Annotated in this window: 19 protein-coding genes; 9 read left to right on the forward strand and 10 right to left on the reverse strand. The window is 65.6% G+C overall.

From position 1 onward, the window contains the following. Positions 1 to 109: 109 nt before the first annotated feature. On the forward strand, positions 110 to 595 hold the full coding sequence (locus ACWA1Q_RS08390; protein WP_463756591.1) for a Dps family protein: 486 nt from the start codon (positions 110 to 112) through the stop codon (positions 593 to 595). A gap of 77 nt (positions 596 to 672) precedes the next feature. On the opposite strand, the gene ACWA1Q_RS08395 is transcribed toward ACWA1Q_RS08390, so the two are convergent. From ACWA1Q_RS08395 to ACWA1Q_RS08410, 4 genes are read right to left on the reverse strand one after another with little or no spacing between them, the layout of a single operon-like run. Beyond that, on the reverse strand, positions 673 to 2,178 hold the full coding sequence (locus ACWA1Q_RS08395; protein WP_463756593.1) for an amidohydrolase: 1,506 nt from the start codon (positions 2,176 to 2,178) through the stop codon (positions 673 to 675). A 13-nt stretch (positions 2,179 to 2,191) separates the two neighbouring features. Beyond that, positions 2,192 to 3,187: an Fpg/Nei family DNA glycosylase gene (locus tag ACWA1Q_RS08400; RefSeq protein ID WP_463756594.1), complete on the reverse strand. Its 996-nt coding sequence runs from the start codon at positions 3,185 to 3,187 to the stop codon at positions 2,192 to 2,194. Between the two features lies 1 nt (position 3,188). Further along, the gene (locus ACWA1Q_RS08405; protein WP_463756595.1) at positions 3,189 to 3,692 is read right to left on the reverse strand and encodes a ribose-5-phosphate isomerase; all 504 of its coding nucleotides are present in this window, start codon (positions 3,690 to 3,692) and stop codon (positions 3,189 to 3,191) included. 46 nt (positions 3,693 to 3,738) lie between these two features. Then, positions 3,739 to 4,353 (reverse strand): mycothiol-dependent nitroreductase Rv2466c family protein, encoded by a 615-nt coding sequence (locus tag ACWA1Q_RS08410; protein ID WP_463756597.1) that lies wholly within the window; start codon positions 4,351 to 4,353, stop codon positions 3,739 to 3,741. Positions 4,354 to 4,481: 128 nt separating this feature from the next. Between ACWA1Q_RS08410 and pepN the strand changes: the two genes are divergently transcribed. The 4 genes from pepN to ACWA1Q_RS08430 all read left to right on the forward strand — a co-directional run bounded on the left by pepN (position 4,482) and on the right by ACWA1Q_RS08430 (position 10,417). Continuing rightward, positions 4,482 to 7,028: an aminopeptidase N gene (pepN, locus tag ACWA1Q_RS08415; protein WP_463756598.1), complete on the forward strand. Its 2,547-nt coding sequence runs from the start codon at positions 4,482 to 4,484 to the stop codon at positions 7,026 to 7,028. 127 nt (positions 7,029 to 7,155) lie between these two features. Then, positions 7,156 to 8,289 (forward strand): mechanosensitive ion channel family protein, encoded by a 1,134-nt coding sequence (locus tag ACWA1Q_RS08420; RefSeq protein WP_463756599.1) that lies wholly within the window; start codon positions 7,156 to 7,158, stop codon positions 8,287 to 8,289. Then, positions 8,279 to 8,674, forward strand: coding sequence for a globin (locus ACWA1Q_RS08425; protein WP_463756601.1), 396 nt, complete (start codon positions 8,279 to 8,281; stop codon positions 8,672 to 8,674). Before ACWA1Q_RS08420 ends, ACWA1Q_RS08425 begins: the two co-directional genes overlap by 11 nt. 75 nt (positions 8,675 to 8,749) lie before the next feature. Further along, complete coding sequence (locus ACWA1Q_RS08430) at positions 8,750 to 10,417, forward strand: FAD-binding dehydrogenase (protein ID WP_463756602.1); 1,668 nt, start codon at positions 8,750 to 8,752, stop codon at positions 10,415 to 10,417. Positions 10,418 to 10,421: 4 nt separating this feature from the next. On the opposite strand, the gene ACWA1Q_RS08435 is transcribed toward ACWA1Q_RS08430, so the two are convergent. Next, a complete protein-coding gene (locus ACWA1Q_RS08435; RefSeq protein WP_463756603.1) occupies positions 10,422 to 11,078 on the reverse strand; it encodes a DUF8185 domain-containing protein in 657 nt (218 codons plus the stop codon). A gap of 65 nt (positions 11,079 to 11,143) precedes the next feature. Here ACWA1Q_RS08435 and ACWA1Q_RS08440 point away from each other — a divergent pair, with 65 nt between their 5' ends. Next, positions 11,144 to 12,034 (forward strand): acyl-CoA thioesterase, encoded by an 891-nt coding sequence (locus ACWA1Q_RS08440; RefSeq protein ID WP_463756604.1) that lies wholly within the window; start codon positions 11,144 to 11,146, stop codon positions 12,032 to 12,034. Here ACWA1Q_RS08440 and ACWA1Q_RS08445 read toward each other — a convergent pair. From ACWA1Q_RS08445 to ACWA1Q_RS08460, 4 genes are all read right to left on the reverse strand, one after another. Continuing rightward, on the reverse strand, positions 12,031 to 12,504 hold the full coding sequence (locus ACWA1Q_RS08445) for an acyl-CoA thioesterase (protein ID WP_463756606.1): 474 nt from the start codon (positions 12,502 to 12,504) through the stop codon (positions 12,031 to 12,033). The genes ACWA1Q_RS08440 and ACWA1Q_RS08445 overlap by 4 nt on opposite strands. Next, positions 12,504 to 14,186 carry an energy-dependent translational throttle protein EttA gene (gene ettA / locus ACWA1Q_RS08450; protein ID WP_463756607.1) on the reverse strand — a complete coding sequence of 561 codons (1,683 nt, stop codon included), beginning with the start codon at positions 14,184 to 14,186 and terminating at the stop codon, positions 12,504 to 12,506. The genes ACWA1Q_RS08445 and ettA overlap by 1 nt, the downstream gene beginning before the upstream one ends. A 4-nt stretch (positions 14,187 to 14,190) precedes the next feature. Continuing rightward, positions 14,191 to 14,676: a DUF6993 domain-containing protein gene (locus ACWA1Q_RS08455; RefSeq protein ID WP_463756609.1), complete on the reverse strand. Its 486-nt coding sequence runs from the start codon at positions 14,674 to 14,676 to the stop codon at positions 14,191 to 14,193. A gap of 77 nt (positions 14,677 to 14,753) precedes the next feature. Beyond that, a complete protein-coding gene (locus tag ACWA1Q_RS08460; RefSeq protein WP_463756610.1) occupies positions 14,754 to 15,296 on the reverse strand; it encodes a single-stranded DNA-binding protein in 543 nt (180 codons plus the stop codon). A 218-nt stretch (positions 15,297 to 15,514) separates the two neighbouring features. Here ACWA1Q_RS08460 and mgrA point away from each other — a divergent pair, with 218 nt between their 5' ends. The 3 genes from mgrA to ACWA1Q_RS08475 all read left to right on the forward strand — a co-directional run bounded on the left by mgrA (position 15,515) and on the right by ACWA1Q_RS08475 (position 17,721). Further along, positions 15,515 to 16,522, forward strand: a complete 1,008-nt coding sequence (gene mgrA / locus ACWA1Q_RS08465; RefSeq protein ID WP_463756612.1) for an L-glyceraldehyde 3-phosphate reductase — start codon at positions 15,515 to 15,517, stop codon at positions 16,520 to 16,522. A 101-nt stretch (positions 16,523 to 16,623) separates the two neighbouring features. Beyond that, positions 16,624 to 16,926, forward strand: a complete 303-nt coding sequence (locus tag ACWA1Q_RS08470) for a hypothetical protein (RefSeq protein ID WP_463756614.1) — start codon at positions 16,624 to 16,626, stop codon at positions 16,924 to 16,926. An 84-nt stretch (positions 16,927 to 17,010) separates the two neighbouring features. Next, the gene (locus ACWA1Q_RS08475; protein ID WP_463756615.1) at positions 17,011 to 17,721 is read left to right on the forward strand and encodes a hypothetical protein; all 711 of its coding nucleotides are present in this window, start codon (positions 17,011 to 17,013) and stop codon (positions 17,719 to 17,721) included. Positions 17,722 to 17,788: 67 nt separating this feature from the next. On the opposite strand, the gene nadE is transcribed toward ACWA1Q_RS08475, so the two are convergent. Next, positions 17,789 to 18,613 (reverse strand): ammonia-dependent NAD(+) synthetase, encoded by an 825-nt coding sequence (nadE, locus tag ACWA1Q_RS08480; RefSeq protein WP_463756616.1) that lies wholly within the window; start codon positions 18,611 to 18,613, stop codon positions 17,789 to 17,791. Positions 18,614 to 18,649: the final 36 nt, after the last annotated feature.

Raw genomic sequence — 18,649 nt, forward strand, 5'->3', positions numbered from 1 at the left:
GGCAGACCGGCGGGTTAGACGAGCCTTGGCTTCCTTGCGGAATGTCTGAGCCCGAGTAGCGTTGTCGTCAACAGCGCACACAACCACGCGCACAGTGAAGGGGAACACCATGACAGACATCACCACGATTCCATCGACCTCCGTCAGCCCCGACGTCGCTGCGGGAGTCGCGCAGTTCCTGACCCCGGTCGTCATCGACATGACCGCCCTCGTCGTCAACGGCAAGCAGGCGCACTGGCACGTTCGCGGAGCGAACTTCGTCGGAGTGCACGAGCTCCTCGACACCATCGTCGCCCACGCGCAGGACTGGGCAGACAGCGCCGCCGAGCGGATCGTCGCCCTGGGCCTCCCCGTCGACGCGCGCCTCGCGACCGTCGCAGCCAAGACCACGACCGGCGAACTGACCGCCGGCTTCCAGCAGTCGGAGAACACCATCGCGGAGTTCGTCGCACAGATCGACGCCGCTCTCGTCTCCATCAAGACAGCCGTCGACGAACTGGACGGCATCGACCTGACCAGCCAGGACATCGCGATCGAGATCGCCCGCGGCCTCGAGAAGGACCGCTGGTTCCTCGTCGCCCACGTCTCCCGCTAAACACGCAGACAGATAAGGAGGGTCGCCCATTCGGGCGGCCCTCCTTTGTCGTTACCGGGCTGCTATTGCCGGAGCGGTCAGAGCGCGGAGAAGGTATCGCGTCCGTTGAGGATCGTCGCGGCCACCGGCATCCGTCGCAGGGCATCGGGGGTCGCCGTGTACGGGTCCTGCTCGACCAGCACGAGGTCGGCGGTATGCCCGGCACGCACGGTGGCGGAACCGGTGCGGGTCGACGCGGCGAGAGCTTCGGCAACCGAGATGCACTGTTCCGGATGCCACGGGGCGCGCCCGTCTCGCGACCGGCCGACCGCCGAGGCGATCGCCACCCACGGATCGAGCGGTGCAACCGGCGCGTCGGATCCGAGAGCGAGGGTGCCACCGGCGTCGAGGAGGCTGCGGAGCATGAACGCACGCCCGGTGCGCCCTTCCCAGAATCGCTCCGCCACATCGCGGTCGTCCATCGCGTGTTCGGGCTGCACACTCGCGGTGACCCCGAGGGAGGCGAACCGCCCGACGTCACCCGGCGAGAGCAACTGCGCGTGCTCGACGGAACCGCGCGCGCCGGTCGCCTCGAAGGCGTCGAGAACGAGGCTGTTCGCCCGGTCGCCGATCGCGTGGATCGCCGAATCGAGCCCTGCATCGCGGGCACGTGACATCAGATCGACGAGTTCGTCGGTCGGGACGGTGAGTACGCCATGCGTGTGTTCTGCGACGCCGGCGTACTCGTCGACGCAGTAGGCGGTGCGGGTGTTGAGGGACCCGTCCGTGATCACCTTGAGCGGCCCGACCTCGAGCAGCCCGTGCGTGTGCGGAAGGATCTGGCCGGTCCGCAGCCGTTCGGCGAGAGCCCGGTCGAGGTCGCGTGGGTACACGCCGAACCGGGCACGCAGCGCGATGGTGCCCGACGCGATCCGGCGGGTCCAGGCGTCGACGTTCCACGCCATCTCGAAGTCGTTGACCCCGACGACGCCGCGAGAAGCTGCCCGGTTCGCGGCGTCACTCACCCAGCCGTCGACGACGGCATCCGGGGCGGTGTCGAGGGTGCGGAGAATGGTAAACGCATCCTCCTCGCGGAGGAGCCCGGTCTCCGAACCGGGGTGCCCGAAGAGACGGAGCGCGACGCTGTTCAGCCAGGCGCAGTGCAGGTCGGCGGCGATGAGGATGACGGCGCGACCGTGAGACGCACGGTCGAGTTCACCGAGCGTCGCGGCATCCGGCCAGAGAGCGTCGCGGAATCCGAAACCGACGGCTGGGCCGCCCTCCCCCTGCGGGGTGTTCGCGGCGACGACGTCGAGGACCTCGTGAGCGCTCCGGGTGGCGCCCAGGTCGAAGCGGCGCGAGATCTGCGCCCACTGCGTGAAGTGGACGTGCGAATCCCACAGGCCGGGCAGAAGCCAGCGCCCATCGCCGTTTGTGGTCTCCCCCTCCGGCTGGTGCGCCCCGCTCGGGCGGATCTCGGCGACGATCCCGTCTTCGAGCACGACATCGACGGCGTCGTCGCCGACACCGGCGATGCGGACGCCGGTCAGAGTACGGCGGATGCCGGATCCCGGCTGGGACGCGCGCAGACGAAAGGTCGTCATCGAATGCTCCGGGTCAGGCCTGGCAGACGGGGCACCAGTACAGCTTGCGGGCTCCCATCTCCTCGAGAAGGATGTGGGTGCCGCAGACCCGGCAAGGCAGGCCCTCACGCTTGTAGACCCAGTGCCGGTCGTCGCGGTGTGCCATCGCCTTGCGGTAGTCCTCGCCGGTGAGGTTGTCCATCGTCATCATCTGCCCGGTTTCGACACCGATACGGAGCAGGCGGGACCAGTCGCGCCAGATGCCGCGCACGGTCTCCTCGGGCACGAGCTTTCCGGGTGTGTGCGGATTCAGGCCCGCCCGGAACAAGAGCTCGGCCCGATACACGTTTCCGATGCCGGAGACGACGGACTGGTCCATCAGGAGCAGCCCGATCGGGGTCGGTTTTTTTCGCACAACGGCGGTGAACCGGTCCTCGGCCGCGTCGCTGTCGTCGAGCAGCGGGTCAGGCCCGAGCTTCGCGATGACCTCGCCGACCCGTGCGTCGTCGATGATCTCGCACGCGGTCGGGCCGCGAAGATCGGCGACGGCGTTCTCGGTCAGGAGTCGCACACGCACGGCACCGACCGGCTCCGGCGGAAAAGTCTCCCACTCGGAGTCGGCGAGCCCCTTTGTCTGCTCCGACATCCGCACGCGGGTCTTGCGTGGTGCGCCGATCGAGCTCAGGGAGTTCTCCCCCGCATCGTCGAGGATCGCCGCAGCGAGGTCTGTTCCCCGCTGGTTCGTGTGGCCCATCCGTCCGTTCGCCGACTCGATCGTGGCATCCGAGGTGATCTCGCCGGCGAAGTCCCACGCGCCGTACATTCCGAGGTGCACCCGCAGCCATACGCTGTCGTCGAAGTCGATGAACATCTGCTTGCCGACAGTTTTCACATCGGTGACCGTGCGCCCGTCGAGCACTTTCGCGCCCTCGACGAACCGGCCTTGGGGTGACGACACGCTCACCCGGCGGCCCTGGAAGTTCTGACGGAACTGCCGGGCGATGCGGTGGACGGAGTGACCCTCTGGCACGTCAGGCTCGTTCGGGAGCGGCGTCGACGTTTTTGCCCGCGATTGTGCCCGTCTTCTCGAACTCGGCGAGTTGCGCGATCCGGCGAACGTGACGCTCTTCGGCGGTGAAGGGCTCGGCGATGAACGCGTCTATGAACGAGATGACCTCGTCGACCGAGTGCTGACGTGCACCGATCGAGATCACGTTCGCGTCGTTGTGGTCGCGGGCAAGCTTCGCGGTGCTGAGGTTCCAGACCAGGGCCGCGCGGATGCCACGCACCTTGTTCGCGGCGATCTGCTCCCCGTTTCCGGATCCTCCGAACACGACCCCGAGCGCTTCGGTCCCCGCCGACTGGTCGCGCACCACGGCTGCGGCGGCGTTGATGCAGAACGCCGGGTAGTCGTCGAGAGCGTCGTACTCGGCAGGCCCGTGATCGACGACATCATGGCCGGAGTCGCGGAGGTGCTGCTGAAGGTGCTGGCTGAAGTCGAGACCGGCGTGATCGGTGGCGATATGGATGCGCATGCTCCCATTCTGCCGTTTTCCCGATCCGCCGGCGCCCGACACTCACTCAGTCGAAGATCGGACCGACCGTGCGGCTGCGCTTCATCTCGAAGAAACCGGGATAGGAGGCGACGGCGACGACGCCGTCCCAGAGCTTCGCTGCTTCATCACCGGTCGGCGCCGGCGAGATGACGGGGCCGAAGAACGCGACACCGTTGACGGCGATGACGGGTGTGCCGACGTCTTGCCCGACGCGATTGATGCCGTCGAAGTGGCTGGCGCGCATCTGGGGATCGTATGCGTCACTCTCGGAGTGCTTCGCGAACTCCGGAGGCAGGCCCACGTCGGCGAGCGCCCGCGGAATCACCGAGTCAGGGTCGGTCGAGCCGCCCGGGTGGATCTGCATGCCGAGGGCGTCGTAGAGCGGCTTGACGATGGCGTCGCCGTGTTCTTCCTTCGCCGCGGCAATGAGGCGGGTGTACCGCAGGGCGCGAGGGAAGAACGCTCGGTACTCATCCGAAACGTCCTGGTCCTCGTTGAGCACAGCAAGGCTCATCACATGCCAGGTCACCTCGAGGTTGCGGAGTTTCGCCGCCTCGTCCACCCAGCGGGACGTCATCCACGCCCAGGGGCACGAGGGGTCGAACCAGAAATCAACGGAGGTCTTGGTATCAGTGCTCATAGTTCCAGCCAACCACGGAAGCCCCGGGTCGCATTCCCCCCTGCCCCGATGCGGGCGGAGGACTACGCTTGCAAGTCGGACACGATCCGACCGATTCGTGCCCAGCCACCGCACTAAGGAGTTCAGCGTTGCCCGGAGAAAACCTCACCCGCGCCGAAGCACAGGAACGGGCATCGCTCGTTTCCACCTCGAGCTACGAGATCGCCCTCGACCTCACCACCGGTCCGGAAACCTTCCGGTCGACCACGACCGTCCGGTTCACGGCCACACCGGGCTCGTCGACGTTCATCGACGCCATCACCCGCACGGTGCATGCCGTGACCCTCAACGGGCGGAGCCTTGACCCCGCAGCCGTGAGCGACGGCATCCGTATCGCCCTCGACGATCTCGCAGCCGAGAACGAACTCACCGTCGACGCCGACATGATCTACATGAACACCGGGGAGGGCCTGCACCGGTTCGTGGACCCAGTCGACGACGAGGTCTACCTGTACAGCCAGTTCGAGGTCCCGGACTCCCGCCGCATGTACGCGGTGTTCGAGCAGCCCGACCTCAAGGCGACGTTCCAGTTCACCGTGACCGCTCCCGCCCACTGGGACATCATCTCCAACTCCCCCACTCCGGAGCCCGTTGACGCCGGCACCGACAGCAAGACGTGGGCCTTCGAGCCGACCGATGTGATGTCGAGCTACATCACCGCGATCATCGCCGGCCCGTACGTGGCCGTGCGCAGCGAACTCACCTCGAGCGACGGACGCACCATCCCGCTCGGTGTCTTCTGCCGCAAGAGCCTGTCGGAGTACCTCGACGCCGACTACATCTTCGAGAAGACCCGGCAGGGCTTCGAATACTTCGAGTCGAAGTTCGACTACCCGTACCCGTTCCCGAAGTACGACCAGCTGTTCGTACCCGAGTACAACGCCGGGGCCATGGAGCACGCCGGGGCCGTCACGTTCACCGAGGCGTACATCTTCCGCTCCAAGGTGACGGATGCCGTCAAGGAACGCCGCGTCGTCACCATCCTCCACGAGCTCGCTCACATGTGGTTCGGTGACCTCGTCACCATGAAGTGGTGGAACGACCTCTGGCTCAACGAGTCCTTCGCCGAGTGGGCATCGACGATCGCCGTCGCCGAGGCCACCGAATGGACAGGCGCGTGGACGACGTTCAACGCCATGGAGAAGAGCTGGGCGTACAAGCAGGACCAGCTGCCGTCGACGCACCCCATCGTCGCGACGATCAACGACCTCGAAGACGTGCAGGTGAACTTCGACGGCATCACCTACGCCAAGGGCGGATCGGTGCTCAAGCAGCTCGTCGCCTGGGTCGGCATCGACGCGTTCTACGCCGGGGTCGCCGCGTACTTCAAGAAGCACGAGTGGGGCAACACCGAACTCGTCGATCTCCTCACGGAGCTGGAGACGGCATCCGGTCGCGACCTCAGTGACTGGGGCAAACTGTGGCTGGAAACGGCAGGGGTCAACACGCTCCGTCCTGAGATCGAGGTCGACGAGGCCGGCGTGATCACGTCTTTCACCGTGCTGCAGACCGCCGTTCCCGAGTACCCGACGATCCGGCCGCACCGCCTGGCGATCGGATTCTACAACTCGGTCGACGGGGCACTCGTGCGTCAGCACCGGATCGAGCTCGACGTCGACGGCGAGCGAACGGATGTCGCAGAGCTGGTTGGCCAGAAACGCCCCGACCTCGTGCTCCTCAACGACGACGACCTTGCCTACGCGAAGATCCGCCTCGATGACGCGTCGCTCGCCGTTGCCACCTCCTCGCTCGCATCGATCGAGGACCCCCTCGCCCGTTCCCTCGTCTGGGCTGCGGCCTGGGATGCCACCCGCGACGCTGAGACGCCGGCGCGCGACTATGTCCGCCTCGTCCTCGGCAACATCGTGAGCGAGACCGAGTCGACGACCATCCGCACCACCCTCACCCAGCTCGTCCTTGCGGCAACGCAGTACGTCGCCCCCGAGGCCCGTGAAGAGATTCTCGTGGAGGTCGGGGATGCGCTCTGGCAGCTGGCCGAAGGGGCCGAGGCCGGCTCTGACGCCCAGTTCCAGTTCGTGAAGTTCTTCGCCGGTGTCGCGTCGACCGACGTGCACATCGACATCCTCCGCGGTCTGCGCTCTGGTGAGCTCACGCTCGAGGGCCTCGAGGTCGATACCGACCTGGACTGGGAGCTCCTCACGGCGCTCACCGCCAGCGGGGTCGCCGGAAACGACGAGGTCGACGCAGCGCTCGCTAGCGACAACACTGCCAACGGCGCCAAGGCAGCCGCACTCGCCCGTGCCGCGATCCCGACGATCGAAGCGAAGCGCGCCGCGTGGGCATCCGTCGTCGACACCGACACCGCGCCCAACGCGATCGTGCAGTGGACGGGCATCGGATTCCAGCGCGCCCGCGACAAGGACGTGCTCGCCTCGTTCATCGCGGATTACTTCGGAATGCTTCAGGGCATCTGGGAGTCGCGCAGCTACAAGATCGCCGAGTACCTCGCTGTCGGGCTGTACCCGGCACCGCTCGCGAACGCGGAACTCCGCGACGCGACGATTGCGTGGCTCGACGAGAACGCTGAACCGCCGGCTCTGCGCCGGATCGTCGTCGAGAACCTCGCGGGCGTCGAGCGTGCTTTGAAGGCACAGCAGCGCGACGCACTCGCCTGATCGGCCACGAGTTGCCGGGTTTCGCGGGTTGGATTCGTCCGACACCCGCGAAACCCGGCATTTCGCGTTTCCGGGGGCAGCGGGTCCCAGCATTCACCCGGCGGCCGGTCGGTAGACTTTGCCGGATATGACTTGGGAATCCTTCACAGCAATCGTTACCGGCATCCTCAGCTTGAAGATCGTCAAGATCGCGCTGATCATCGTGTTCGCCTTCGTGGTGCGCTGGCTTCTGCTTTTCGCGATCCGCCGCGTGGTGGCTCAGATCGTGTCGGGGGTGAAGAAGGGCCAGAACGTCGACGACACGCAGTCGCTGACGATCTCGCCGGTGACGACGGCTCGCGTCGTCCAGCGCACCCGGACGCTGGGTTCCGTGCTCACGAACATCATCAACGTGACCATTGTCGTGGTGGCGGTGCTGCTCATCGTCAACGTGATCGACGACGCGATCCTCGGCTCGTTTGCGCTGCTCACCGCTGCCCTCGGCGCCGGTCTCGGTTTCGGCGCCCAGAACATCGTCAAGGATGTGCTCAACGGGCTCTTCATGGTGATGGAGGACCAGCTCGGCGTCGGTGACGTCGTCGACCTCGGCCAGGCGACCGGTGTCGTCGAGACGGTCGGGATCCGCATCACCCAGGTGCGCGACATCGAGGGAACCCTGTGGTTCGTGCGCAACGGAGAAATCCTGCGCACCGGAAACATGTCGCAGGGCTGGGCCCGGGTCATCGTCGACCTCGCCATTCCCTATACCTCCGACGTCGAAGAGGTCCAGGCCGAGCTGCTCAGGGTCGCGCGCGCCCTCGCGTCGAGCAAGAAGTGGCGCTCGGCGATGCTCGGCAAGCCGGAGGTCTGGGGGCTGGAGTCCATCTCGGCAGAGGCCCTCGTTGTTCGACTCGTCGTCCGCACCCGGGTCGGCGCCCGCTGGGACTTCGCCCGCGACCTTCGACTCCATCTCAAGAAGGCTCTCGACGGCATGGGTTCAGGGCTCACCCCGCTCAACAGTGTCGTCATGGCTTCGGGAGACGGTCCCGTTTCCGCCGGAAGCACGAACCCGGATGGTGCTGCTGCAGCCACTGGCGGCGCCGTACCCGACGCAGCGGCCGAAGCCGCCGCAGCTGTGCCCGTCATCGACACCGCTCCATTCGAGGCCCAGGTCCCGGCGCGACGCCCAAAGGCGCCACGCCGGCCCAAAAAGCCCGCTGCCAAGGCCGAGCCCGACCCTGGCACGACATCGACCGGTCGGGAGGACCCCGATGGCAAGTGACGCGATGGCATCCACCTTCTACGCAGAGGTGGGTGGCCGGCCCACGTTCGAGAAGCTGTGCGTCGAGTTCTACAAGGGCGTCGCTGCTGACCCCGTGCTCAAACCGATGTACCCGGAAGACGACCTCGGGCCCGCGACCGAGCGGCTCCTGATGTTCCTCGAACAGTACTGGGGTGGTCCGTCGACCTACAGTGAGCAGCGCGGGCACCCGCGACTGCGCATGCGTCACATGCCGTTCAAGGTCAATCCGGATGCCAGGGACCGCTGGCTCCTCCACATGCGCGCCGCCGTCGACACCCTCGGGTTGTCGCCACTCCACGAGGCGACCCTGTGGGACTATCTCGAGCGTGCCGCCCAGGCGATGGTCAACACCTTCGAGGAGTAGCGCCCCGCCCTCGCCCATCTCCTACGATGGGGGCAACCCGCCCGCGACGGAGCTGACGGGCCGAAGGAGATCCGGATGCCAGCACCCACGCCGACCTCGGCCGACGTCATCATCGTCGGCGCAGGACTCGCAGGTCTCGTTGCCGCCGCTGAATTGTCGGATGCCGGCCGGCACGTTCTCCTCGTCGACCAGGAGCCACGCAGCAATCTCGGTGGCCAGGCGCACTGGTCCTTCGGCGGACTCTTTCTCGTCGACACCCCCGAGCAGAGGCGGATGGGCATCCGTGACTCTCACGCCCTCGCCTGGCAGGACTGGCACGGCGCTGCCGCGTTCGACCGGCCGGACGACGACTGGGGAAAGCGATGTGCTGAGGCCTACGTGGACTTCGCCGCCGGTGACAAACGGGCGTGGCTGAACGCACTGGGTATCAACTTCTTCCCCGTCGTCGGCTGGGCCGAACGGGGCGGCTACACGGCCAACGGACACGGCAACTCGGTCCCCCGGTTCCACATTGTCTGGGGCACAGGACCCGCCATCGTCGAGCCATTTCTCCGCCGGGTCCTGGAGGGCGTCTCCGCCGGCCGGGTGCATCTCCTTCTCCGCCACCGGGTCGATGAACTGGTGCGCACCGGCGACACCGTCACCGGCGTTCGCGGCAGCATCCTCTCGCCGTCGGATGCGGCACGTGGCGAAGCCAGCTCGCGCGACGTCGACGGAGAATTCGAGCTGACGGCGGGTGCTGTCGTCATCACGACCGGCGGGATCGGCGGCAACCTCGATCTCGTTCGCGAGAACTGGCCCGGCCGGCTTGGGACACCGCCGAAATCCATGCTGTCCGGCGTACCCGCCCATGTCGACGGTCGCGGCCTCGGGATCGCTGAGCGCGCCGGGGCGCGCCTCGTTCACGCCGACCGGATGTGGCATTACACCGAGGGCATCACCAACTGGGACCCCGTGTGGCCGGCCCACGGCATCCGGATCCTCCCCGGACCGTCATCTCTCTGGCTGGATGCCACGGGCACGCGGCTGCCGGCACCGCTGTTTCCCGGGTTCGATACCCTCGGCACGCTCAAGCACATCGTCTCCACCGGCTACGACCACAGCTGGTTCGTTCTCACCCAGAAGATCATCGAGAAGGAATTCGCCCTGTCTGGGAGCGAACAGAACCCGGACCTCACCGGCAAGGACCTGCGCCTGCTGCTCAAGCGTGTCGGGCCGGGAGCTCCCGGCCCGGTGGAAGCGTTCAAGCAGCACGGCGAAGACTTCGTCGTCGCGCCGAACCTCTCCGGTCTGCTTGAGGGAATGCGGAGGCTCTCCGGAGATGCACCGCTCGACGTCGCACGGGTGGAGCAGGAGATCCGCTGGCGCGACGCCCAGCTCGACAACGACTTCTCGAAGGACGCGCAGATCACCGCTGTGCGGGGAGCCCGCGCATCACGGGGCGACAAACTCCTCCGGGTAGCGACGCCGCACAAGCTGCTCGATCCGAAAGCCGGACCGCTCATCGCTGTGAAGCTCCACATCCTCACCCGCAAGAGCCTCGGAGGCATCCAGACCGACCTGTCCGGCCGAGCGCTCGACGCCTCCGGCACACCGGTTCCCGGCCTCTACGCGGCGGGAGAAGCATCCGGTTTCGGCGGTGGCGGCATGCACGGATACCGTGCGCTCGAGGGAACCTTCCTCGGCGGATGCCTCTTCACCGGTCGAACGGTCGGCCGGGCGATCGACACCCAGTTAGCCTGACGAGTCAGATGCCGCGCCCGCTGCGGACGAGGATGTGGCCGCGAACAGCGCTAGCTCGGAGCCACTGTCCCGATGCGTAGAGCGGCACCTCTTCTTCACCGACGAGGAAGCCAAGGCTTGCGGCGGCGAAGGCGAGTCCGGCAGGTACAGGCTGGGAGTCGCTGAGTGGACGTGACCATACGTCCGAACGGACCCGCTGAACGAGAAGGTCGCCGGTGTTCTCCGGAACGGCGCGTGCAACTTCTCCGGCGCCGTCACGCGCCACGAGTTCGAGGGCGACGGAACTGACGGAGCCGATTCCTTCCCATTCACCTCGGGGCGGTGCGATCCCCGACCAGCTCGTGCGGACATCACTGTCAGGAAGGGATACCGGAACAGCGTCGGCAGAGCTTTCCAGGGCAGCTAGCCGATCGGAAATCGCGGCGGGCGGGACAACGCGGTCGAAAACAGCCCCGGACGTTTCAGCGAACGTCCGCAGGCCGAGGATCGTCGGGCTCGCGTCGAGCAGCCCGCGCGGGTACAGAACAGCCGCGTAGACGGCGAGCACTCCCCCTCCGGCGATCAGCCGAACGGCGGTGTCGTCGACCACTCGCGCCCGGGCGAGGTAGGTGCGGAGATCGGCCATCGCGGCGGAATCTTCAAGCGAAAATGTGTTCGTCATCTGCTGTCTAAACTAACTGACAGGGCGGGAAATCCCGACCGCGCCCCACCTTCGATCGGAGACTCATGACCGACCCCCTCGATTCCCTGCTTCGCGCCCTCGACCTGTCAGACACAGGCGCCCGCACGAGTGAGGATATCTTCACGGGGCCGTCCCAATGGATGCCGGGAGGCCGGGTGTACGGCGGTCAGGTCCTCGCGCAGTCGGTGATGGCGGCGTCTCGAACCACCGAGGAACACCGCGTCATCCACTCGATGCACGGATACTTTCTGCGGCCGGGGGATGTGAACCAGCCGATCACGTTCAGCGTCGACCGGATTCATGACGGCCGGTCGTTCTCAACCCGACGCACACAGGCCTACCAGAACGGTCTGCCCATCCTGTCGATGATCGCTTCGTTTCAGGACATCGACGAGGGCCTCGACCACCAGGCGCCGATGCCCGAGGGGTACCCGGACCCGGAAAACCTTCCAACGACCGCCGAAGTCCTCGCCCACATCGACCACCCCGTTGCCCGGTCATGGGCAGGCGACCGGCCGTTCGACATCCGTCACGTGCCTTCACCGATCTACCTGTCGGTCGACGGAGAGCGGACGGCGACAAACGCCGTGTGGATCAAATCGATCGGCGATCTGCCCGATGACGAGAACCTGCACCGGGCGGCGCTCGCTTATGCCAGTGACTACCCGCTCCTGGAGTCGATCATGCGCCGCCACGGTTTGCCGTGGATGACGCGCGACCTGAAGGCGGCAAGCCTCGATCACGCGATGTGGTGGCACCGGCCGGTACGTGTCGACCAGTGGCTTCTGTACGTCCAGGAGTCGCCGAGCGCTTCAGGGGGACGCGGACTCGCGCAGGGCCGGTTCTACTCGCGCGACGGTGTTCTCGTCGCGAGCGTCGCCCAGGAGGGCATGGTTCGGGTGCCGCCGGCACTGTCGGCCGGCGGCCTCGTCTAGCGTCGTTTGACGAACGGAACCGGGTCTTCGAGGTATCGAGTCCACGCGGTGCGTTCCTCGTCGGTGATCCGGCGGGGACGCGATGTCGCCGCGTCGACGAGCACGATGGTGCTCGAGGCGCGGGCGTACAACGGCTGGTCGCCGCCGACCGGACCGTACACCTCATAGTCCACCTCGAGGCTTGCGCCGCCGAGGTTCCCGATCCAGACCTGCACGTCGAGCGGCTGGCGCTGGTACGGGATCGGCAACAGGTACTCGACCTCGTGCCTGGCGATAAGGGTGATCGTGTCCGACCCGGCTTCCGCTTCGATCAGCGCCATGCCGGCATCGACGTCGCCGCCTTCGCTCTCGTCACGCCAGAACACCCGCACGCGGGCTTCCTCGAGTAGTCGCATGAGTTCCACGTTGTTGACGTGGTTGTACGCGTCGAGGTCGCCCCAGCGCAGGTGGATCGGGACGTGGACCCGCATCAGTCTCTCGTGAGCTTGCGGTACGCGGAGCGGTGAGGCTTCGCGGCATCCGGACCGAGACGTTCGATCTTGTTCTGCTCGTACGATTCGAAGTTGCCCTCGAACCAGTACCAGTTGCCCGGGTCTTCTTCGGTGCCCTCGTAGGAGAGGATGTGAGTCGCAGTGCGGTCGAGGAACCACCGGTCGTGAGTGATGACAACCGCACAACCGGGGAACTCGAGAAGTGCGTTCTCGAGGCTGCCGAGGGTTTCGACGTCGAGGTCGTTTGTCGGTTCGTCGAGGAGGAGCAGGTTTCCGCCCTGCTTGAGGGTGAGCGCCAGGTTGAGGCGGTTGCGCTCTCCACCGGAGAGGACACCGGCCTTCTTCTGCTGGTCGGGGCCCTTGAACCCGAACTGCGACACGTAGGCGCGCGATGGGATCTCGGTCTTGCCGACCTGGATGTAGTCCTGGCCGTCTGACACGACCTCCCACAGGTTCTTGTTCGGGTCGATACCGCCACGGCTCTGGTCGACGTAGGAGACGTCGACGGTGTCGCCGATCTTCAGTTCTCCACCATCGAGCGGCTCGAGGCCGACGATGGTCTTGAACAGTGTTGTCTTACCGACACCGTTGGGGCCGATGACTCCGACGATGCCGTTCCGCGGGAGCGTGAAGCTGAGGTCGCTGATGAGGATCCGCTCGCCGAAGCCCTTCTGCAGCTTCTTGGCGTCGATGACCTGCGCACCGAGGCGAGGCCCGACGGGGATCACGATCTCTTCGAAGTCGAGCTTCCGTGTGCGCTCGGCCTCCGTGACCATCTCTTCGTAGCGGGCGAGACGGGCCTTCGACTTCGCCTGACGACCCTTCGCGTTGGAGCGCACCCAGTCGAGTTCCTCGGCAAGGCGCTTGGAGAGCTTCTGGTCCTTCTTGCCCTGGACCTGCAGTCGTTCCTGCTTCTTCTCCAGGTAGGTGGAATAGTTGCCTTCGTACGGGTACAGGTGACCGCGGTCGACTTCAGCGATCCACTCGGCGACGTGGTCGAGGAAGTACCGGTCGTGAGTCACGGCCAGCACAGCGCCTGGGTACTTGGCGAGGTGCTGCTCGAGCCAAAGAACGCTTTCGGCGTCGAGGTGGTTAGTGGGCTCGTCGAGGAGCAGGAGGTCGGGCTTCTGCAGAAGGAGCTTGCACAGTGCGACGCGGCGCTTCTCTCCACCGGAGAGATTGGCGACCGGGGAATCTCCCGGCGGGGTACGGAGAGCGTCCATGGCCTGCTCGAGCTGCGAGTCGAGGTCCCAGGCGTCAGCGTGGTCGATCTCTTCCTGCAGCGTGCCCATCTCGGCCAGCAAGGCGTCGAAGTCGGCATCGGGCTCGGCCATCGCAGCGGAGATCTCGTTGAACCGGTCGACCTTGTCCTTGATCGGGCCGACACCCTCCTGGACGTTCTCGAGAACGGTCTTGCTCTCGTCGAGCTCTGGCTCCTGCATGAGGATGCCGACGGTGTAGCCGGGAGTGAGCTTGGCTTCACCGTTGCTGGGAGTGTCGAGGCCGGCCATGATCTTGAGGATCGTTGACTTACCGGCACCGTTCGGGCCAACCACACCGATCTTGGCGCCGGGGTAGAACGACATCGTGACGTCGTCGAGGATGAGCTTGTCGCCGACCGCTTTACGGGCGCGAACCATTGAGTAAATGTATTCAGCCATATTGCTACCAGTCTATCGGCCGAGTGCTCCCAATGAGGCATCGCCCTGTTCCGAGCACAGGAGCGATTGTGGAGTGGTACCCGCCGACCGCTGGCCCGTTCTGCCCGATGAGGCAGGACTCCCCCCATCGCACCGAGAACTGAATCGAGTCGGCTGCGTTCCCGATCGTCGTCTCATCGGCGGTGAGCTCCATCGCTGCCTTGTCGAAACCGGCTGCAGAGAGGGCGTCGACGAAGTCCCGGCCCGTAGCATCCGGGGTGCTGGTGAGAGTAGCCGTGTTGACGCTGTCGAAGAAAATCCTGGCCTCGTCGGCGGGAGCGGCCGGGTCAAAGGTTGGCATAGGTGCCGGTGTCACGGTCGAACTGCCCTGTGGCCCGGGAGCGGATGTCGCGGAGCCCGGCTCCGGTTGCGCCGTGCAGCCCGTCAGCAAAAGGGCTGCGAGAGCCGTCGCGATGGCACCCCGAGAGACGTTGCCCATGGTGCCGCGCATGCCTGAACTCCTTGATCCGGGTCCCGGCTGTGTCGCCCGCGCCCGAGTCGATAGTAGGCGAGGTTGCCCTTCTCAGGTCAGAAAGGAGTTTCTGAGTCCGTGGACGCTGACACGAGGTTGCCGTTGTTAACCGGCGTCGTCGCAGACCAGACAGTTCCATTCGGGGGGTTTTCGGAGCTTGAGCCTGAGAGACCGGAGTAGTCCGTATCAGACTCCGATGCGTCGGAGACACCAGTGTGTGCGTGTGTCGAAGCCGGCTCTCGCTGGGCGGTTCGTTCGTATCGCGTCGTTCCCCAGGCGAGGTCGTGGCCGATGCTCTCCGCCTCGACATCGACAGCAAGCCCGCTCTTCTCCCCCGCTTCCCACCGTCGGACCTTGAGCCGCCCCGTCACCAGCACCCGATCCCCTTTGTGGACCGACGCCGCGGCATTGACAGCAAGCGCTCGGAATGCGGTCACGGTGTACCAGTTGGTGTCACCGGCGACCCATTGCGACGTTCGCCGATCGAAGTAACGCTGGTTGGACGCCAGCCTGAAGCTGGTGAAAGGCACTTTGTCATCCTGGTTCACCACGTAGGGCACGGTGGCGACCAGCCCGGTCAGGGTGATGGTGTCGGTCATGAGGTTGCTCCTTTTCTGTCGTCGAGCACACCGGGTGGTGGCGCCGCATGGTTCCGGAGTCGGCCCTCGTGCCGGACTGCCGACTCCGGAACCACACTCCGAGTGTGTTCCGCTGGCGCCGGAGTGGCCCGCGCAGCAACCGATCGGTGGATGACGTGCGCGGCGGCATCCGCTGTGGAGGGAATGTGGGGCCTCAGCTGGCTCACTAGCATTGCCTCATGAGCTACGTTGCCGACCCGACCCGTTACGACACCATGCAATACGCCAGGACGGGTAGAAGCGGACTGCTTCTGCCTCGAGTGAGCCTTGGGTTCTGGCACAACTTCGGTGACGGCAAGGACAGCGAAACCCAGCGCGCGATCGTGCGCAAGGCGTTCGACCTCGGCATCACCCACTTCGACCTCGCGAACAACTATGGCCCGCCCCCTGGCTCGGCCGAGACGAACTTCGGCCGCATCCTGTCCGAGGATTTCGCCTCCCATCGTGACGAGATCATCGTCTCGTCCAAGGCGGGATACGACATGGCGCCCGGTCCATACGGCGAATGGGGATCGCGCAAAACGCTTCTGTCCTCACTCGACGCCAGCCTTAGCCGGCTCGGGCTCGACTACGTCGACATCTTCTACTCGCACCGACCCGACCCGGACACCCCGATCGAAGAGACGATGGGGGCCCTTGCCACCGCCGTGCACTCCGGACGCGCCCTGTACGCCGGGATCTCGAACTATTCGCCCGAACAGACCCTGCAGGCCGCGGCAGCGCTTGCCGAGTACAAAGTTCCCTTGCTCATCCACCAGCCGAGCTATTCGATGTTCAACCGGCACGTGGAGAACGGGCTTCTTGACGTCCTCGACGAGGTCGGCGCCGGCTCCATTGTCTTTTCCCCTCTCGCCCAGGGCATGCTCACCGACCGTTACCTCGACGGGAACGTTCCCTCGTCGTCCCGCGCTGCGACGAGTCATTTCCTATCGCAGGACCGGTTGAATGAGGCCTACCTGAAACGGGCGCGGGCGCTCAACACCATCGCTCAGGAACGCGGGCAAACACTCGCGCAGCTCGCCCTCACATGGGTGTTGCGCTGGCCGCAGGTCACGTCGGCGCTCATCGGGGCAAGTTCCGTGGAGCAACTGGAGCAGAACGTCCGAGCGCTCGAAGCCCCTCCGCTCAGCGCAGACGAGCTGGCCGCTATCGAGCCATTCGCAGTGGACGGTACCGGACTGAAGTAGAAGCCTCACCTCCTCGCGTGAAACCGCCGACGATGTCAGTGGTGCGCCATAGCCTCGGATTACGAAGACAACCGGGGCCGGCCACGCGCGAGGAGGAAACCATGACATCCACGACGAGCAGAACAAGTTCAACGGCGTCAATCGCGACGCGATTCTCAGCACAAGAGCCGGCAGCGCCAGACATGGCGCGTCACCGGAGCGGGCTGAGCCTCGTGCGCGTGAAGGATGACCTGTGGCGAGCCATCCTCGCCGACGGTCGTATCGTCGGGCATATCGAGCGCCGGGACGGCGTCGACGGCACGGAATACGTCGCCAAGCGCCTGTCTCCCGGCCAGGCTCGATTCCACACGCTCGGCGAATTCTGGCGCATGGACGACGCCATGGATTGCTTGCACGCGCTCTGATAGCCATGACGACGCCCGACCACATTTTCACGACACGGCCTGAGCTCCGCTGTTCCCCGCCGGTTCGCGGGTAATCTTCGGCACATGGAATTGTGGAATGAGTTCGTAGCCTGGCTGACCGCACCTGACACCCGACCGGTGCTGTTTATCGCCGCTGTCGTCGCTGTCGCAATCCTCGTGTCGGCCCTGATCGCCGCCGCTGTGACCAAGGCCGCTGTTCGGCGTCTTGTCGACCAGCGCGATCGGGACCTCAAGACCGCCGCGATTGCTGCGCTCGTCGATGCGTCAAGCGAAGCAGCCTCGTGGAATTCTCTGACACCTCAGGAACAGTCCTTCGCCGACCGTGCTGTCGCACAGGCCGACGTTCAGTTGCGGCTGCTGCCGATCAAGGGCGCAGCGACCGCGGCGAACTGGGCGGCACACCAGCTCGCCGAAATGAAGCGCGACTCAGCAACTTTCGGTTTCGAGCTCGGCGCCGCTCGCACCGAGTTCCGCGACCGGCTGCTCGAGTGGCAGGCCCGCCCGTCTCGTACCCGCAAGGTCTTCGAGAGCGACCTCGAGCGCTGGAAGTTCGAAACCACCGCCAACGAGAAAACTCTCGTCGCCGAGCAGGATGCCTGGGCTGCTCGCGAGCACCGCGAGCAGTACACCGCGACGGATGCCGCAGAGCCCTCGGTCACGCCGGCCACGTTCTCCGGCCCCGACACCACGACCCAAAAGCTCATCGACGACGTCGCAGCAATGGATGTCAAGCGCGCGGCCGGCGAGCAGCCGGAAGAGAAGAAGCTGGCCTAGCAGAACCACAGATGAAAGAAGCGGTGCCGCATATATGCGGCACCGCTTCTTTCTTGGTCGGGATGGGTCAGTCCCGCCACCAGGTGTCTGTCGGAGTGACCGGCATGGTCCGCTTGTGCCGCGTCGCCAGGAAGCGTGATTCGATCGCAGCGGCGACGCCATCGTCGGGGTCTTTCCCCTCGAGATAGTCATCGATGTCCTCGTACTCCAGCCCGAGGTCCGTCTCGTCGGTTTGACCCGGCTTGTGATCGAGCAGGTCTGCTGTCGGCGGCTTCTCGCGCAACCACTCCGGGCAATCGAGGTACTCGAGCACCTGCCGTCCCTGTCGCTTGGATAGCCCGCTCAGAGGCAGCAGGTCGGCTCCGCCGTCACCGTACTTCGTGTAGAAGCCGGTCACCGCTTCGGCCGCGTGATCGGTGCCGACGACGAGGCATCCTTCTTCGCCCGCGATGGCGTATTGCGCGATCATCCGGGTTCGAGCTTTGACGTTGCCTTTATGGAAGTCGGTCAGCGGCCCACCAGCGACGGCGGCGTATTCGTCTTCGACGGCGTCAACAGCTGAGTGCACGTTGAAGGTGATCGTCCGGCTGGGATGAATGAAGTCCAGGGCAAGCTGTGCATCCTTCTCGTCGTGCTGCACCGCGTATGGCAGTCGAACGGCGATGAAGGTTGCGTCCGTTCCTTCCGCCGCGAGCTTTTCGACCGCGAGCTGGCACAACCGGCCAGCGAGGGTCGAATCCTGGCCGCCGCTGATTCCGAGCACAAGTCCCTTGGTTCTCGTGGTCCGGACATAGTCGGCGAGGAAGTCGACGCGCCGCGAGACCTCTGCGGCTGCGTCGATACTCGACTGGACACCCAGTTCTTCGATGATCTGCTTCTGAAGCTGTCGCATGGCGTTAACCTACCGTGACCATATGACGACGGTGTT

This window comes from Mycetocola sp. TRD_SC_2 (genome assembly GCF_055361225.1).

Bases quoted from the DNA above. Each gene is read 5' to 3' on its own strand.
- ACWA1Q_RS08390 (WP_463756591.1), top strand. From the start codon at position 110: ATGACAGACATCACCACGATTCCATCGACCTCCGTCAGCCCCGACGTC.
- ACWA1Q_RS08395 (WP_463756593.1), bottom strand. From the start codon at position 2,178: ATGACGACCTTTCGTCTGCGCGCGTCCCAGCCGGGATCCGGCATCCGC.
- ACWA1Q_RS08405 (WP_463756595.1), bottom strand. From the start codon at position 3,692: ATGCGCATCCATATCGCCACCGATCACGCCGGTCTCGACTTCAGCCAG.
- ACWA1Q_RS08410 (WP_463756597.1), bottom strand. From the start codon at position 4,353: ATGAGCACTGATACCAAGACCTCCGTTGATTTCTGGTTCGACCCCTCG.
- ACWA1Q_RS08420 (WP_463756599.1), top strand. From the start codon at position 7,156: ATGACTTGGGAATCCTTCACAGCAATCGTTACCGGCATCCTCAGCTTG.
- ACWA1Q_RS08425 (WP_463756601.1), top strand. From the start codon at position 8,279: ATGGCAAGTGACGCGATGGCATCCACCTTCTACGCAGAGGTGGGTGGC.
- ACWA1Q_RS08430 (WP_463756602.1), top strand. From the start codon at position 8,750: ATGCCAGCACCCACGCCGACCTCGGCCGACGTCATCATCGTCGGCGCA.
- ACWA1Q_RS08435 (WP_463756603.1), bottom strand. From the start codon at position 11,078: ATGACGAACACATTTTCGCTTGAAGATTCCGCCGCGATGGCCGATCTC.
- ACWA1Q_RS08440 (WP_463756604.1), top strand. From the start codon at position 11,144: ATGACCGACCCCCTCGATTCCCTGCTTCGCGCCCTCGACCTGTCAGAC.
- ACWA1Q_RS08445 (WP_463756606.1), bottom strand. From the start codon at position 12,504: ATGCGGGTCCACGTCCCGATCCACCTGCGCTGGGGCGACCTCGACGCG.
- ettA (WP_463756607.1), bottom strand. From the start codon at position 14,186: ATGGCTGAATACATTTACTCAATGGTTCGCGCCCGTAAAGCGGTCGGC.
- ACWA1Q_RS08455 (WP_463756609.1), bottom strand. From the start codon at position 14,676: ATGCGCGGCACCATGGGCAACGTCTCTCGGGGTGCCATCGCGACGGCT.
- ACWA1Q_RS08460 (WP_463756610.1), bottom strand. From the start codon at position 15,296: ATGACCGACACCATCACCCTGACCGGGCTGGTCGCCACCGTGCCCTAC.
- mgrA (WP_463756612.1), top strand. From the start codon at position 15,515: ATGAGCTACGTTGCCGACCCGACCCGTTACGACACCATGCAATACGCC.
- ACWA1Q_RS08470 (WP_463756614.1), top strand. From the start codon at position 16,624: ATGACATCCACGACGAGCAGAACAAGTTCAACGGCGTCAATCGCGACG.
- ACWA1Q_RS08475 (WP_463756615.1), top strand. From the start codon at position 17,011: ATGGAATTGTGGAATGAGTTCGTAGCCTGGCTGACCGCACCTGACACC.
- nadE (WP_463756616.1), bottom strand. From the start codon at position 18,613: ATGCGACAGCTTCAGAAGCAGATCATCGAAGAACTGGGTGTCCAGTCG.